Annotated in this window: 22 protein-coding genes and 1 pseudogene; 21 read left to right on the top strand and 2 right to left on the bottom strand. The window is 33.0% G+C overall.

Annotated elements, in window-relative coordinates; all coding sequences use genetic code 11:
* From EG2_RS19260 to EG2_RS17465, 3 genes are all read left to right on the top strand, one after another.
* Nucleotides 1-238, top strand: a 238-nt coding sequence (locus tag EG2_RS19260; RefSeq protein WP_218002388.1) for a hypothetical protein, incomplete at its 5' end; no start/stop codon positions are given.
* Nucleotides 239-454: 216 nt separating this feature from the next.
* Nucleotides 455-970, top strand: coding sequence for a hypothetical protein (locus EG2_RS17470; protein WP_060815597.1), 516 nt, complete (start codon nt 455-457; stop codon nt 968-970).
* 50 nt (nt 971-1020) lie between these two features.
* The gene (locus EG2_RS17465) at nt 1021-1662 is read left to right on the top strand and encodes a hypothetical protein (protein ID WP_060815595.1); all 642 of its coding nucleotides are present in this window, start codon (nt 1021-1023) and stop codon (nt 1660-1662) included.
* A gap of 129 nt (nt 1663-1791) precedes the next feature.
* Here the strand turns inward: EG2_RS17465 and EG2_RS19840 are convergent, their stop codons facing one another.
* Nucleotides 1792-1989: a hypothetical protein gene (locus EG2_RS19840; protein ID WP_227331203.1), complete on the bottom strand. Its 198-nt coding sequence runs from the start codon at nt 1987-1989 to the stop codon at nt 1792-1794.
* A gap of 167 nt (nt 1990-2156) precedes the next feature.
* On the opposite strand from EG2_RS19840, the gene EG2_RS19835 reads away from it, so the two are divergent.
* The 16 genes and pseudogenes from EG2_RS19835 to EG2_RS17390 all read left to right on the top strand — a co-directional run bounded on the left by EG2_RS19835 (nt 2157) and on the right by EG2_RS17390 (nt 13215).
* On the top strand, nt 2157-2306 hold the full coding sequence (locus EG2_RS19835) for a hypothetical protein (protein ID WP_253263440.1): 150 nt from the start codon (nt 2157-2159) through the stop codon (nt 2304-2306).
* A 12-nt stretch (nt 2307-2318) separates the two neighbouring features.
* Entirely contained in the window at nt 2319-2522 is a 204-nt protein-coding gene (locus EG2_RS17455) for a hypothetical protein (protein ID WP_060815594.1), read from the top strand.
* A 63-nt stretch (nt 2523-2585) separates the two neighbouring features.
* On the top strand, nt 2586-2900 hold the full coding sequence (locus tag EG2_RS17450) for a hypothetical protein (RefSeq protein ID WP_060815592.1): 315 nt from the start codon (nt 2586-2588) through the stop codon (nt 2898-2900).
* 235 nt (nt 2901-3135) lie between these two features.
* Nucleotides 3136-3336 carry a toxin C-terminal domain-containing protein gene (locus EG2_RS17445; protein ID WP_060815591.1) on the top strand — a complete coding sequence of 67 codons (201 nt, stop codon included), beginning with the start codon at nt 3136-3138 and terminating at the stop codon, nt 3334-3336.
* Between the two features lies 1 nt (nt 3337).
* Nucleotides 3338-3847, top strand: a complete 510-nt coding sequence (locus EG2_RS17440) for a hypothetical protein (protein ID WP_060815589.1) — start codon at nt 3338-3340, stop codon at nt 3845-3847.
* 236 nt (nt 3848-4083) lie between these two features.
* Complete coding sequence (locus tag EG2_RS17435; RefSeq protein WP_060815588.1) at nt 4084-4350, top strand: hypothetical protein; 267 nt, start codon at nt 4084-4086, stop codon at nt 4348-4350.
* Nucleotides 4351-4598: 248 nt separating this feature from the next.
* Nucleotides 4599-5216, top strand: a complete 618-nt coding sequence (locus EG2_RS17430; RefSeq protein WP_010709789.1) for a recombinase family protein — start codon at nt 4599-4601, stop codon at nt 5214-5216.
* A gap of 1 nt (nt 5217) precedes the next feature.
* Nucleotides 5218-5661: a DUF7679 family protein gene (locus EG2_RS17425; protein ID WP_010709788.1), complete on the top strand. Its 444-nt coding sequence runs from the start codon at nt 5218-5220 to the stop codon at nt 5659-5661.
* Nucleotides 5648-6634 carry a DUF2325 domain-containing protein gene (locus EG2_RS17420; RefSeq protein WP_010709787.1) on the top strand — a complete coding sequence of 329 codons (987 nt, stop codon included), beginning with the start codon at nt 5648-5650 and terminating at the stop codon, nt 6632-6634. Before EG2_RS17425 ends, EG2_RS17420 begins: the two co-directional genes overlap by 14 nt.
* Nucleotides 6635-6768: 134 nt before the next feature.
* A complete protein-coding gene (locus EG2_RS19425) occupies nt 6769-9627 on the top strand; it encodes a Cna B-type domain-containing protein (protein WP_249024322.1) in 2859 nt (952 codons plus the stop codon).
* A gap of 266 nt (nt 9628-9893) precedes the next feature.
* Nucleotides 9894-10394: pseudogene (locus EG2_RS19995) on the top strand (Cys-Gln thioester bond-forming surface protein); the annotation flags it as partial.
* A gap of 33 nt (nt 10395-10427) precedes the next feature.
* Nucleotides 10428-10703, top strand: a complete 276-nt coding sequence (locus EG2_RS19990) for a conjugal transfer protein (RefSeq protein ID WP_018345288.1) — start codon at nt 10428-10430, stop codon at nt 10701-10703.
* 147 nt (nt 10704-10850) lie between these two features.
* The gene (locus EG2_RS17405) at nt 10851-11237 is read left to right on the top strand and encodes a GntR family transcriptional regulator (protein ID WP_010709784.1); all 387 of its coding nucleotides are present in this window, start codon (nt 10851-10853) and stop codon (nt 11235-11237) included.
* Complete coding sequence (locus EG2_RS17400; RefSeq protein WP_010709783.1) at nt 11227-12072, top strand: ABC transporter ATP-binding protein; 846 nt, start codon at nt 11227-11229, stop codon at nt 12070-12072. The genes EG2_RS17405 and EG2_RS17400 overlap by 11 nt, the downstream gene beginning before the upstream one ends.
* A 15-nt stretch (nt 12073-12087) precedes the next feature.
* Nucleotides 12088-12747: an ABC-2 transporter permease gene (locus EG2_RS17395; RefSeq protein WP_016252505.1), complete on the top strand. Its 660-nt coding sequence runs from the start codon at nt 12088-12090 to the stop codon at nt 12745-12747.
* A 36-nt stretch (nt 12748-12783) separates the two neighbouring features.
* Nucleotides 12784-13215: a winged helix-turn-helix domain-containing protein gene (locus EG2_RS17390; protein ID WP_010709781.1), complete on the top strand. Its 432-nt coding sequence runs from the start codon at nt 12784-12786 to the stop codon at nt 13213-13215.
* 37 nt (nt 13216-13252) lie between these two features.
* Here the strand turns inward: EG2_RS17390 and EG2_RS17385 are convergent, their stop codons facing one another.
* The gene (locus tag EG2_RS17385; protein WP_010709780.1) at nt 13253-13621 is read right to left on the bottom strand and encodes a helix-turn-helix domain-containing protein; all 369 of its coding nucleotides are present in this window, start codon (nt 13619-13621) and stop codon (nt 13253-13255) included.
* Between the two features lie 147 nt (nt 13622-13768).
* Between EG2_RS17385 and EG2_RS17380 the strand changes: the two genes are divergently transcribed.
* Together EG2_RS17380 and EG2_RS17375 are read left to right on the top strand one after the other, a co-directional pair.
* Nucleotides 13769-13999 carry a sporulation initiation factor Spo0A C-terminal domain-containing protein gene (locus EG2_RS17380; RefSeq protein ID WP_010709779.1) on the top strand — a complete coding sequence of 77 codons (231 nt, stop codon included), beginning with the start codon at nt 13769-13771 and terminating at the stop codon, nt 13997-13999.
* A gap of 18 nt (nt 14000-14017) precedes the next feature.
* Nucleotides 14018-14383 carry a hypothetical protein gene (locus tag EG2_RS17375; protein ID WP_010709778.1) on the top strand — a complete coding sequence of 122 codons (366 nt, stop codon included), beginning with the start codon at nt 14018-14020 and terminating at the stop codon, nt 14381-14383.
* Nucleotides 14384-14878: the final 495 nt, after the last annotated feature.

Here is a 14878-nt window from a genome sequence, read left to right as displayed (position 1 = left end):
TTATAAAGTTGATTATGAAACAGATGCTAATTGGAGAGGAGATTATAAAGTTAGGGATGTGAAACCCTCTTCTGGCTACTATGGACAAGAAATCTTTGTGAATATAAATTCAGAGAATGAAGATTTTGTAGAATTTACTATAGATCTGACAATTATGACAATGAAAATCATTTGTAAATCTATTGAAGTTGAAAAGATAAATCGTGAAGATATTAAATTTTTTTGGGAAACTAAATAACTAAATAAACATCCTCAAAATTTGTGCAGTGGAATAAGAGCAAAAACAACACGATCTATCCAGGTTAAAAATTGACGATCAAGCAACTTATTTCATTAGGAAAACAGCGACAAAAGTTCAACTCCTGTAGGAAAAAGCGGAACCAGCTATACCGTAAAAGTAGGGAATTCTGTTTGGTTGATCGCCAATCTATACGACGTGAGCATGGATGATCTAGTGAAATGGAACAAGATCAAAAATTATACGATCCATCCGGGTCAAGTCTTAACGATTCAAACAATTGTTTCTACACCAGCAAAACCTGCGATTACCACGACACCAAAAGCGGAATCAAAATCTGGAGTGACTACCACGCCAAAAGTGGTTGACAAACCAGCGATTACAACCACACCAAAAGTAGAAGACCAACCTGTGGTCACAACCGTTCCTAAGACTGAATCAGAAGTATTGGTTGAGAAAGCCAGTGAAATTAAAAGGGAGTATAAATATAGTCATAGTGTAATTGAAAAAGCAAAATTAGACCTCCTATATCATGATTTTCCCAAAGGCTTGGATAATGATATTTTATCTAATCCAGTAGTAACTAGAGCGGATGGAAGGATAGAACACTTAGCTAGAGGATCTGTAAATGGTGAAAAAGGGATTTACCATATTACAGTAAAAGGAGATAGTATTATACACCGTACATTTATCCCTGAATCTGACTGGTCAAGATTCTCTAAAGTAAAATGAATTACCAGAACTTATAAAGATACCTTCATTAAGGTAAAGGAGAAAATAAAATGAAAAAATATAAATATACTATATCAGGTGAGTATAACGATTGGTGTGAATTTCAAAAAGGCAATGTTCTTATTCATAATGGTAGTTTACTAGGAATGGTAAAAAAAGTAGATTCTGAAAATCTTTTAAGAGTGAATTACGGTACGGAACAAGATTTTTATTCAATAATAAAATGTATTAATGACTTAAAAGTGGCAGTTCCTCGGGAACCTGATTTACTTCAAAAAGAATACAAATATCAACCTATAATTTTTGACAGCATAGAGTTTAAAGAATTTGTTGATAATAATTATTTTGATGAAGAGTTACTAGAGTATTTACCAGAAGTGAAAAAGAAAGATTTAGTAAATATGTGGCTTTTATCTAGTCCTCATCATAAAAATTATAAAGATCTGAATGAAATGAAAAAAGACATGTTGGATAACATATTGTTTTTCTCAGATGATAATTACACTGTATCTCAGTTAAGTAACATGATTAATACTTCTGAGTTTTCAATAAATCCAATCCCCGATAACTATGAATTGGTAGTGATTTATGTGGATAGTGATGAAGAAAGAATTTATGAATGGAATGGTTTGATAAAGCTTGATAATAGAATATATTTAAGGCTGGATGGTAGATACTATTTGAATTGTTGAAAATAAGCTATATATATTGATTTAAAACAAAATAAAAAAGGTACTTTACTATCTACTTGACGTCAGTTTGTAAAGCTTTGAGTAGTAAGGGGTAAGCTCACTAATTAAGTTACTAATAGGGTATAAGAACTAAAGTTGAAAAAAGAAGCGATTTAAAAGAGAAGGAGTGAGAGAAGATGGAGATGATGGATGATAAGAAATTTTATCGACAAATGGAACGTTTAAAATAAAAAACATTTTGGGAATACTTGTCTCATTCTTATCGATTTTTTTCTTTTGTTCCGCTCCTATGCTTCCTTGATTTTTTAATTTATCCACATTTTTCATGGTGGTTTATTCTAAAATTATTTTTATTGTTGCTTTCTTTATTCATTTATGTCTATTGGATGTATGTTTTTTATAGAAGGATTGCTCGAAAGAGAACAATTTCTCTTCTCTTTCTTCGATTATTTTTTATGTATGCCGTATGTAATAGTGGATTCATGATGATTGTCATGACGAATTTCTATCGAACCTATGGGGAAAAAGTAACTCTTCTTTATCATTTTATTGGTGCAGTTGTTTTTGGAATGATTGTGGGAATCGTCTATGCAGGGTGTTCTTATAAACGAATAAAAGAATATTTAAGATATAATAAAAAGTAAGGTGAATGGACGTTGGATAATGAAAAGAATCGAATGGTTTATTCCTACAAAATTCTGATTAGTAAAGAGGCAGTAAGAGAAAAATATGAGTCGTATTCGTTAAGAAATCATATGATGTTCCAAGTATATGGCTATACGTATAATCCGTATGATCCGATCAACTATACAATCAAACTTTCTCTAAGAAAAATGACATTGACGATAAGTAAAAAGTAGAGTTTATACAAGAAAAAGAAATGATGTGATTACAGTAATACCTAAATAAAGGAGACTGAAAAAATGAAATATGATGAATTAGACTTGATGGAATTGTTTCTATCTGAAAGTGAAAGTTTGACTGATAATATAGGTGATGGCAATATAATGTATAAAATTAGCAAAGATGATTTTACTTTAAAAATCTTTATAAGAACCTATGAAAATCAAATTAGTGTGTTCTTGACCTATAAAGAAAAAGAAATTTTTTATGGAGATTTTGATAATATTACTGAATTAAAAAAGGAAGATACGTATTTGAGAATTTTAAGAGAAGATAGTACAATTGCTAGTCTTTGTTTTGGAACAATGCTTTCTATAAGTATTGAAAAACAATAATTGAATTATTAAATAAAAAAGGTACGACCAAGAGTCATTCAACTCCTGCAGGAAAAAGCGGAACCAGCTATACCGTAAAAGCAGGGGATTCTGTTTGGTTGATCGCCAATCGATACGGCGTGAGTATGGATGATCTAGTGAAATGTAACAAGATCAAAAATTATACGATCCATCCTGGCCAAAATCTAATCATAAATAATATAACGAATAAAGAAGCACAAAAAAAGCTGAGGAATTGGGATATATAAAGACAAATGAACGATTGTATGGACAGCCCGTTTTCAAAAATACAAAACGGAAACCCCAATATATAACACCGGATGTTGACTCTCATAATGGTGGTACTTGGAAAGGCGCAAATAATGTCAAGGATTTGGGAAGTAAAGATACTAGAAGTGGGACTTATGATGAAGATCTAAATAGGATAGGTGATTAGTGTGAAATTTTTAAGAGTTTCAAAATATGACTATAAGTTTAGAGATGAAAATGGAAAATATATAAGAAACGAGTGGACATCATATAGTGATATCGGAAAAAAATTTGAGGGTAAAATATTTACGTTAGATGATTATAAACTTGTAGAACTAAAATATATAAATACAGTATTGGAAATAGCTGAAAGTTTAGATATAAATAGATTTTTACTAACTCAATTTGAGAAAAGTAGAGATATTGATACTTTGATCGAGGATAATGAATTTTTAAAAAACATGTATAACAATTTAAATAAAAATAAACAAATACAACTTAATAATATACCATTAGTTATGAAATTGCTGCTTAGAGAGTTTATTTGGGGGAAATTAACTCATGAGCAATTAGTTATTCATTTTGGTTATGATTATTATTTATATATAGGTGTAAATAAAGAGAATATAGAAAATGTAGAACAAATAATAAAAAGACACGACCTTTTTTATGAAGAGAAATCTACTTCCCCTTATTAAGTAAAAGTGAACAGATGAAAAATAACGCAGATTATCTTGATAGGGAATATTATCTTTTTTGTAGCTAACATAGTAGTTAAGTTGGTAAGGGATTTTGGCAGAGAACTATCCTTATCATTTTATTGGTACAGTTGTTTTGGGGATAATTTTAGGTGTCGTCTATGCAAGATGTTCTTATGAACGAATAAAAGAATATTTAGGATATAATAAAAAGTAAGGTGAATTTACGTTGGATAATGAAAAAAAATCGAATGGTTTATTCTTACAAAATTTTGATTAGTAAAGAGGCAGTAAGAGAAAAATATGAGTTGTATTCGTTAAAAAATCATATGATGTACCGATTATATGGCTATACGTATAATCCGTATGACCGGATCAACTATACGATCAAACTTTCTCTAAAAGAAATGGTATTGACGATGACTAAAAAAGATGGAAGTCCATTTTCCGCAAATGAATGGGCATTTTTTGATCGAATCCTTCCGGAAATTTTTGAGGATTAGAAATAGCGTTCATGCAAGAAAAAGAAATAAGAGGTGAATGAACGGATCGAAGCGAATGCTTCGGCCTTTTTTATTATTTACTTTAGTCAGTTTCGTACGCTAAGCGAACGAAACAAAAAAACGCGCGTTTCTGCGCGGGAACGAGAGATTGTAAAAATAGAGTATACTTAAACGTTACAAAACAGAATCTTGCTAAATCAAGCTTCTATTTGTAAATTATAAGTGTAAAGAAAATGGAGTGGGAAATTATGCGTATTGGTTATATTCGTGTATCATCCACTGACCAAAATGAATCACGTCAGATAGAAGAAATGAAATCATTTTCTGTTGAAAAATGGTTTATTGAGAAACAGTCTGGTGCAACAATCAAAGAGCGACCAGTCTTTCAAGACGTACTTCAATTTGTTCGTCCAGGAGATACACTTCTAGTTGAAGCAATTGATCGATTAGGGAGAAATTATGATGAGATCATTGAGACGATTCAATGGCTGAAAAAGCGAGATGTTCAATTAATGATTACTAGCTTGCCAATCATGACAGAAGCAATTGATCATCCTTTATTGGATCGTTTCATCAAAGACCTCATACTACAGGTTCTAGCAATGATGGCAGAACAAGAACGTATGGAATCAAAACGAAGACAAGAACAAGGAATTGCTTTGGCGAAAGCAAAGGGACATTATCGAGGTCGACCTGTAGATTATTCTCCAGTAAGTAAAAATCGACAAAAACAAATTATCTATACTCGTATTGTGGAGATGTTAAAAGCCGAGTGGGGAATTAGTGCAATTGCAAGAGAAACTGGGGTTAGTCGACCAACCATTTATAGAATCAAAAAAGAATTAGAAATGAAAGGAGAGGAGTGAGGTGAATAAGAGAAAGAAAAAAATTTGTGTAAAAATTCAATGGTTGGACGGACGAGAACAGCTCTTTAAATTACCAAATGATTTGCAAGAACCTATGTTCAGTTATAAAGAGAAGAATCCTTACTTATGGAAAGACCTACTAAAAGGAGGATTGATCAATATTCCAACAAAGAAGTATCAAAAAAAGAAACAACCACCTATGACGGTTGTCCGTATTTTAGATGTATTTATCGCGAAACGTTTTCCAAAGAAAACGACACGAGGCCAATTTTTAATTCAAGAAAATTGGCAACAAATAAGTATCCGACATTTCATTCAAAATTATCGGTTTCTTCGTCATGATTATCCAAGGTTGACGCAACTCCGTATTTTAATAGCGTACTTTCGCTGGTATGTACGGTTAGTTATTGAAAGAAAAAAAGGGGGATTTTATGACTTATTTTGACTACATCAAACAGGCACTACTAGAAACGATCAATGAATTAACCATTGAAAATATAGAAGAGAAAGAAAGATTCATTCAAGAACTTTGGCAGGCGCTCGTTCTTATTTCTTCTCTAGAAAAGAAGATTCCTTATAACGAAACAGTAGTACAATCTGTGGTTGAAAAAGAAGTAACAGGCGAACGATTGATTCGCCGATTACGTGGTGGTTGGCTAGAAAAAGCACAGGTATATGTTCCGGAAAAGGTTATACGAAAGAATCAGTGGGAAACAGGAGATTGGATTGATGTCAAGAAGGAAGATGAGCAATACTATCAATTCCAATTGGTAAAAAAGGAACCACTAGAAGACAATCGTGAGGAATATCCTTTCTGTATTGTGGAGAAGTCAGATATTGGTGAACTTTCGATTACAATTAAAGATGAGACACTTGAAATTCCAGTAACAATCATTTTATCCAAAACAGATATTCAACGGTTCCATTTAAAAGAGGGAGATGTCATTGACTATGCATCCCCTAAGAACGAATTATTAAAAGGTGTTGTTATTTGGAAACATAGCGTACCTAAGCAAACAATAGAAAAAGAAAAAACTTTACCACTACACATAGAAAAGAAAAAGAAAGATATAGAACGAAAAAAAGAGCAGATTCCTAGTATATTTGATGGAAAACAAATATTAATGGTTGGGGGAGATCACCAAAAATTACAGAAGAAGAATCGAGAAGCCGTAGAAAAACGGAAAGGGATATTTTTATATTTAACCGGGGATGAATCTGAAAAGCGTATACGTGCTACAGTGAGAAAAGCTGATATGATTGTTGTATATACACAAAGTGTTGGTCATCAAGGAATGTATACCGTTAAAGAGTTTAGTAAACGATACGAGATTCCAACTTCTTATACTAAAACAATAGGTGTTCATTCGTTTATCGAACGATGTCGTTATTTGTTAAAAAAATCAAATTATAATTGAAAATGACTGTTCATTTTCAATTGACAAAAAAGGAGTATCATTTGTAAAATAAATTTGTAAAGAAAATATAGGACGGAAAGGAGGACGGGGGCTTTTTGTTTATTCTTTAACAATAAGTGAAGGAAGTGAACAAAGTGACAAAGAAAAGAACGCCATTGATTGGTATGCTCTTGTTGTTGTTTTCTTTGTTAAGTCTTGGAATATTTAGTACATGCGCTTTTGCGGAAGAACAACCAGATTCAGAGTTATCTTCAATAATGACACCTGTTACATCTGAAGAAGAGAAAATAAATTCAGTAGAAAATTCAACAGAGAATATCCTTGTAGAAAAAGATGCTGATTTAGAAAAAACTGGAATAGATGCTGCTTCTTTAACTGAAAATCAGTCAGTAACTACTTCATCAGAAAATGTTGAGGTTGAAGAAAAAACAAATGTTCAACCTATAGAAACGGTAGATTCTGAAGTTAGAAATGAGACCGCTATCTCGGATGAAGCAGAGGAAAAGAGTCCAGAAAAAGAGATTGACGAGAAATCTGTCTTGATAGATGATGAATCTGAATTAACAGCTACATCTAGTGCTCTAAGATCTACAGAAATGAATTCTTCTTTAACAAAGAGAGAAAAAAGAGAGACAAGTCGTTCTTCATTGGAAAATAATAGTTTTCAATCACTAAAAGAAACACTAGAAGATCCAAGTCGTTCGCAGGAAATTTGGGTTTCAGGTGGAGAATATCGTTTTACAGATACAATCACAGTTGCTAAAGATCTTACATTGCGTAATCGTCCGAATGAAAAAGTGTTGTTTATATTTGATTTGAAAAATGATAACAATTTTTCATTAGGTAAAACAATGTTTAATGTTTTATCTGGTCGATTTACGTTAGCAGGAGAAACTAATGATTCGATTATTTTTGACGGATTAGGAAAAGAAATTGGACAAAATAGATACGAAAATATGACCAATACTTCTGATAAAGGAACATTTATCACAGTTCATAAAGAGGCGGAAGTAATTATTGATCATGCAACATTTCAAAATTCCTATAATTCAGGAATGCAGTCGGCTCCTTTGTATGTAAATGGTGGGAAAATAATTTTTAATGATGGTGTTGTCAAAGGAAATCTTTTGTCCCATTCCCAAACAATTGGCAATGTTTCATTGTCTCCAACGAGAGATTTATTAAATGGGGAAAGTTCTTCTGCAGGAATAGGTGTTAGAAATCAAGGAGAAGTTGTTATAAATAATGGGCAATTTCTTAATAATCGCACACTTTATGACAGTGGAGCAGTAATTGCAAATACTGGAAGTTTAGTAACAGTTAATGGCGGAATATTTGAGGGAAACCATTCTGCTGTTCATGGCGGTGTAATTTTTACTGGGATAAAAGGAACAACAACTATTTCTGATGGAGAGTATATCAATAATACTTCTGATAATGGTGGCGGTGTATTGTTCTTTGATTGGGCAAGTAATGGAACAATCGACGGTGGTTATTTCAGAAAAAACAAAAGTCGATTTGGTGGTGTTATAGGGACAAGTGATCGCTACATTTTAGGGTCTGATGCTGGAAGTACAATTAATCCTATCGCAAAAGATTATAGTCATGAACAATGGAAACAAATGGGCTATGGTGTACATTTAACCATTAATGATGGCCTTTTTGATTCCAATCATGCATTTGTAGGTGGAGCGTTATACATTTCAAGTGATGATACGATCATAAAAAAAGCGACCATACGTAATAATGAAGCTACTAGGTATGGTGGTGGAATTTATTTAAGTAGTGTGCCATATGTTTTGAAACTGAACAATATCTATATTCATAACAATCAAGCAGTAGATGATAAAGATATTCCACTAGTTATGAGTAACTTAAAAGATAAAGTGGTTTTGATGCCTGGAAGTGGTGGAGGTATTTGGTATTGTCCGACAGGCACGAGTGAGATTTATGTTTCAAATGGTGTAGCTTTTGATAGTAATATAGCAACACATAGTGGAGACGATTTTACAAGTGTTCGTAAAGAAAAAGACACTGATTTTCTAGTTACCTTAGACCCTCGTATGCTAGGTGGAGGCAAAGTTTATTGGTATATTGATGGAGATAACGAAAATGAAGAAGTATCTCGGTATTCTGATAAGCAGGTTGAATTTGACATTAGTAATGTGGTAAATCATTCGATCAGCTTAAAAACTACTTCTAATGAAGGAGCATTACAACTAGCTAGACAAGCTGCTTCGGTTATATTTGAAAACAACATAGCAGCACGTGGTGGAGCGATTGGAACAAATGGTAGTGTCATTTTTGGAGATAAAGGAAAAGATTTCTCTTTAGAAGTGAAAAAAGATTGGTCCGCAGAGCTGGAAAATGAGAAAAAAGAAGTAACAATTGAATTGCTTGTTAAATATGGAAATAAAGAATTTCTTATTGATACCGTCCAATTAAATGAACAAAATAATTGGTACTATCAGTTCACTCATTTACCATTAGAAGCAGGATACCAACCCTTAGAGTATGTTGTACGGGAATCAGGAAATGAGTATGTTGTTACTTATTCTGACAATAATGTATTATCGTTAGATATAGAACCTGACTCTTTAGTAACCATTGTTGTTCATAATAGTAAACCAATAGAACCAGAACAACCCACTGTTCCAGAGGAACCGGAAGTACCAACAGAACCAGATAAACCAGTTGAACCAGAACAACCTACTGTTCCAGAAGAACCAAATAGACCGGAAAAACCAGATCAACCAATTTTTCCGGGAACTTCAACAGTTCCTACAAAAACTACAAAAGTAAGTCAAACAAAAGAAGCAGAAAAACACAATATGATAAGTCTTTTATCTGAAAAAAGTATTTCTAATGAGGAAACATATATGGAAGTCTTACCTAAGACAGGAGAAAAAGAAGCTACTTATCTTATTTTACTAGGACTTAGCTTTATTGTTGTCTCTTTGAATTTTTTAATAAAAAACACAGTAAAAAAATGATTATCCGCTAAAACACTGTACTTATCAGCATTTCAAGGGATTGAAAACATTCATTTTACTACTTATTTACTACTAACGAATGAGCCTTGATACGCCGATATTCCGAGATTTGCAAAGATATGGTACAGCACATCAGTATTGAAGTATCAAAATTGAATAACACTCATAGACTATGGAACGCCCAAAATCAGCGTTCCTTTTCTATTTTCAGCCGTTCAGAAATGGACGGCTATTTTATTACCCAAATGAAAGGAGCATTAAGAAATATGAATAAGAAATTAAAGCGATTGCTTACAGGTATGCTTACCCTTGCAACCGTATTTACCGCCCTGCCAGCTTCGGCAGTCCATGCGTCAGAAAAGCAATACTGGACGGACGCAGAGGAAAAGGCAGGATATGTAGAAAAGGTTATGAATGACGGCAGTATCGGTTCTACATTCCATGAAAGCATTATGCAGGTGGAGGGCGAAACGGCTTACTGTATCGACATCAACACCTCTTTTGAAAATGGTTATAAAACACGTTCTGACGCAAGCTCACGCATGAGTGCCGACCAGATAGCGGATGTTGCCCTGTCCCTTGAATACGTCAAGCAGTATGGGGCAAGCCATAAGGGGCTGAACCATAAACAGCTTTACTTGCTGGAACAATGCGTTGTGTGGCAGAGGTTAAGCGTTCATCTGGGCTGGCAGTGTGATAACGTCAGAGCTTCCTATGATGAAATCTCAAAAGCCGTGCAAGATGAAGTCTATGCTGGGGCAAAGGCACAGGAAGCAGACGGAACGGTGGACGCTGAAACCATGACAGACACAACGGCATTTCTGGAAACGTTCTTCAAGCTCTATCCAACCGCTACGGAAAAGGAACTTGCCTATTACGTGGCTGGGAATGCCCTTGAACCGATAAACGGCGACTATCTGTATTCAGAGTTGATAAACCCTATATTCACGCAGGATGGGGAAAATGTGAAAGTGAGCGTGTCAGTGAAATTCCTTGACAATCAAACAAAGGCTACACAGATTTCACAGTTTGAGCTTGTACTTCATAAAGATAGTAATTGGAAGATTATAGGATAACTTTAGATAATTAAGGCTTGCAAAATATTAAACTGTCATTTTTGCAAGCCAGTTCTAATTACATATACGTATGATTGACAAATACAAAAAAATTGATTATACTGTTTATAGTGAATATGAACACTAGAATGTTAGGGGGGTGGTAAATTGAAAATTATTATACAAAATTCATCTGAAGTACCCATTTATCAACAAATATATGAACAATTAAAAGAAGAAATACTTGCAGGTAAGATTGCACAGGGAGAAATACTTCCTTCAATAAGACAATTATCAAAAGAATTAAAGGTTAGTGTGATTACAACAACAAGAGCTTATACTGATTTGGAGAATGATGGATATATTATGATTGTTCAAGGTAAAGGCTGTTTTGTAAAAGAAATTAATCGAGATATACTTGAGGAAAAAGTATTATCAATTATTGAAGAACATTTCACGGAAATATGGAAATGTGCAAAAATGTTGGGTAAATCTAATGAAGAATTATTTGAAATTATCAAAACTTTAACGGAGGAATTAAATAATGAAAACTAAAGCTTTAGAAATTTGCAATTTAACAAAAACATTTAAAGATTTCAAATTAGATAATGTTTCATTTACTTTACCAGTAGGCTTTATAATGGGTCTGGTTGGAGAAAATGGTGCAGGAAAAACAACTACCATAAAACTGATTTTTGACCTATTGGAAAAGGAAAATGGTGTGGTAAAGGTATTTGGAAATGATACTAAAAATGGTCATAATTATAAACAAGATATTGCTGTTGTGTTTGATGATTTATTTTTCGTAGAGGATTGGAAAATTTCTGATATAGAAAAAGCAGTTTCACCTTTTTATTCAAAGTGGGACACAAAATCTTTTCATACTTATTTAAATAAATTTAATATCAGTATGAATAAAAAAATAAAGGAATTATCAAAAGGAATGAAGATGAAATTAAATCTTGCAGTAGCACTTTCCCATCAAGCTAGATTATTAATCTTAGATGAACCAACAAGCGGTTTAGACCCTGTTGCTCGTGATGAATTACTAGATATTTTACTAGAGTATATAGAAAATGAAAATAATAGTATCCTTTTTTCTACACATATCACTTCTGATTTAGATAAAATCGCTGATTATCTTACTGTTATGAATGACGGTAAAATATTTTATACTGGTGTGAAAGATGAACTATTCGACAAATATTGTATAGTTAAAGGTGGGATTGAGGATTTAACACCTAATATAGAAACAAAATTAATAGGGATTCAAAAAGGTAAAACAGGATTTACAGCATTATTAAATGTGGTAAATATGAAATATATTTCCGATAGTATAATTGTAGAAAAAGCTACACTTGATGAAATCCTAATTCATATTAACAAATAAAGGAGTATGATTAAAATGACAAAACAATTAATAAACTTAGATTTTTACGCAATGAAACCATTATCCAAATTTATGTTTCCGTTTTTGCTTGTTCCAATTATTTTAGGAATAGTAGCAGACTTAGGAACAAGTATTATGGTAACTCTTACTTTTGTAGCCTTTATGCTGAATGTTTTATTTTCAATTACAGAGCGGAGTAATTTTAATAAGTTGTATGGAACTTTACCAATAAAAAAATCAGCTCATATTCTAAGTCGATATTTATTTTCTCTTATTATTATAGGGATAACAGCTATTGTGTCCTTTATTATCTTTACTGTACTTTCTATTCTTATTAAAGGAAATATTAATTGGTTATATGGCATTCAATATTTATCACTTTCAATATTTATAGCAATATTTTTTATCAGTATTCAATATCCGTTTTATTATAAATTTGATTATATTAAAGGTAGTGTTATGGCTATATTACCGTATATTGCTTGCTTTGCCATTGGTATTCCTCTTATAAATCAACTAATGAAAAATCTGGTTTTTTATGAGAATGTAATGGAAGTCATAAGTTATTTCCAATCAAATACAGTGGTTCTAATTTTAATGGTGCTTACGCTTTCTCTTGTCTTGATAATGAGTTCTTATCTGTTATCAAAAAAAATACAAAAAAAAGAATTTTGATTTATTTATGAAGATATAAAAAGAATTATTTATATAGTGAGAGGCGGTGGTATTTATGGGAAGTTATTAGTAGTTTCGTTTGATGATAATGAAGAACACTTGTTTCAGCAAACTGTTAAATGGCTATCTTCTAAATTTGAAAGTAACCCTATACTTATTGAGAAAAGAGTAACTGGTTTTGATATAGATGTGTATACACGTACTTTTACAAATGAACATGGAAAATCTATATATCTAACTTCAAAAGAATTTGACCTGTTATATTTTCTCTTTTGCCACAAAGGGCAGGTATTTACGAAAGACCAACTATATGAAAATGTCTGGGGCTTCCACAATGCCCCAGAGGGAAGCAATCTCACATCATTCATACGGAAACTAAGAAAGAAGATAGAGCCGTTTCCAGACAATCCGCAGTACATATTAACTGTCTGGGGTGTGGGCTATAAATTCAACGAAGAAAAACCGTAGCTGTAATTCACATTCATGTGATCTACACGCTACGGTTTTATTCGCTCTTGTTTATTATGTTTTCAAACAGCTTCACAGTTCGCATGGAAGCCTTTGTTGCTTTCATCACGTCCACCAGAACACGTATTTCATATTCGTTGCAATCGCTGAACAATTCTTTTGCTTCCTTTTCAAAGACTGGCTTTGACATTAAGGTTGTATCACATAGCAATTCATCAGCTGACACTTTCAGAAGATTTGCAATCGCAACAAGTGTTGTTAGACTGACACTGGAATTTCCAGTTTCGATATTACTGACGTGTTGTGGAGTGACACCTATTTTGTCAGCAACGGTTTCCTGTGTCATGTTCTGGTTTATTCTCGCTATTTTTATTCTTTTTCCTATGGCTTTAAAGTCAAGCTCCATAGCTGGCACACTCCTTTCATTAAAAGTATTCCTCTATATTGTAACCTTTGTAAAAATGTATTATAATGGTGTCATAAAATAAATCATTCCATGAGTTATAGTGACGAATGCTATAACTGAAATGTATATAAGAAATGAGGTATGTATATGATTGGCTTTAAGAAAAGAGATACAAAAGACCTGTTAAAAACTATTGCCCGTCAACATGGTATTTCCGTCAAGGAAGTAAGGGCACAAATGCAGAAAACCATTGATGAAGCACGGAGCAATCCAGACCCAGAAAAACAGGCAGAGTTCAGTAGATACTTTGGGGACAGGACACCTACCCCAGAAGAATTTATTTATGTGGTGACAAAGAAACTAAAAAGCAAAGTATAATATTGCGGAGGTCAATATATGGAGTTGTTGGAAAAAGAGGAAAGCACGTTTTTATCGTTATGTAGTCCGCATGACCGTGATTTGCTGACAGGACGTGCGGAAATGACATTGCAGGATTTTGAGCGGATAACCTATCTTATTATGACACTGGGTTTTTCCGTATATGCACACAACCTGCACAAGCAGTATATGGATTTTACAATCCAACTGACAGAGCAGATTGACAGGGAGCATGAAATACTGGCAGACTACCCCAATTACTACCTTGACGAACAGGTATTTGAGAAGTGCCAGAGATGGATTGATGACTTCTGCAACCATATCCCTGCTGACAAACAAAAGTATTATCGGGATAAATTAAACGCACAAACAGATTTGAGATAACAAAGGGTTATTGCTCCAGCGTATGCTGACCTGCAATAACCTTTTTCTATATCCTGCTAAAAAACAATATTATTGACGGAATTAAGACGGATTTTTCCTTTATGATTTTGAAGTGGAAAATTGCCTTTTCATATCTGGCATTTTCTACATGGGAGGTCATATCATGGGAAGAAATTACAAAAGACAAACATTGCTACATAACAGTTAAAAAAATCATTCCACACAGAAAGGGGCTTTGCACTAAAAACCGTGTAGAATTTTATCGGAAAGATTCAAAAAAAATACTCTCTTCTAATCAAAGTTTTAATCTGATTTTTGAGATGTACATCGCTTTCATGTAAACGTAAATGTGATAAAAATCAGAAAGTTATAGCTGTTTTTCTTATAAAAAATCCAAAAGAAAAGAACGAAGTTGAACTTCGTTACAGACTGTAGACAAAATCCAATTTATGGATAAGGTCTACAGTCTTTTCTTTTTTATAGTAACTTATTGGG

It is taken from the genome of Enterococcus gallinarum NBRC 100675, from assembly GCF_001544275.1.
GTDB lineage: Bacteria > Bacillota > Bacilli > Lactobacillales > Enterococcaceae > Enterococcus_D > Enterococcus_D gallinarum.
The sequence above is the reverse complement of the archived record's forward strand: the minus strand, read 5'-3'. Positions and strand labels throughout refer to the sequence as shown.

Bases quoted from the DNA above. Each gene is read 5' to 3' on its own strand.
- EG2_RS17465 (WP_060815595.1), top strand. From the start codon at position 1,021: ATGAAAAAATATAAATATACTATATCAGGTGAGTATAACGATTGGTGT.
- EG2_RS19840 (WP_227331203.1), bottom strand. From the start codon at position 1,989: ATGAAAAATGTGGATAAATTAAAAAATCAAGGAAGCATAGGAGCGGAA.
- EG2_RS19835 (WP_253263440.1), top strand. From the start codon at position 2,157: ATGACGAATTTCTATCGAACCTATGGGGAAAAAGTAACTCTTCTTTAT.
- EG2_RS17450 (WP_060815592.1), top strand. From the start codon at position 2,586: ATGAAATATGATGAATTAGACTTGATGGAATTGTTTCTATCTGAAAGT.
- EG2_RS17435 (WP_060815588.1), top strand. From the start codon at position 4,084: ATGAAAAAAAATCGAATGGTTTATTCTTACAAAATTTTGATTAGTAAA.
- EG2_RS17430 (WP_010709789.1), top strand. From the start codon at position 4,599: ATGCGTATTGGTTATATTCGTGTATCATCCACTGACCAAAATGAATCA.
- EG2_RS17420 (WP_010709787.1), top strand. From the start codon at position 5,648: ATGACTTATTTTGACTACATCAAACAGGCACTACTAGAAACGATCAAT.
- EG2_RS19990 (WP_018345288.1), top strand. From the start codon at position 10,428: ATGACAGACACAACGGCATTTCTGGAAACGTTCTTCAAGCTCTATCCA.
- EG2_RS17400 (WP_010709783.1), top strand. From the start codon at position 11,227: ATGAAAACTAAAGCTTTAGAAATTTGCAATTTAACAAAAACATTTAAA.
- EG2_RS17395 (WP_016252505.1), top strand. From the start codon at position 12,088: ATGACAAAACAATTAATAAACTTAGATTTTTACGCAATGAAACCATTA.
- EG2_RS17385 (WP_010709780.1), bottom strand. From the start codon at position 13,621: ATGGAGCTTGACTTTAAAGCCATAGGAAAAAGAATAAAAATAGCGAGA.
- EG2_RS17380 (WP_010709779.1), top strand. From the start codon at position 13,769: ATGATTGGCTTTAAGAAAAGAGATACAAAAGACCTGTTAAAAACTATT.
- EG2_RS17375 (WP_010709778.1), top strand. From the start codon at position 14,018: ATGGAGTTGTTGGAAAAAGAGGAAAGCACGTTTTTATCGTTATGTAGT.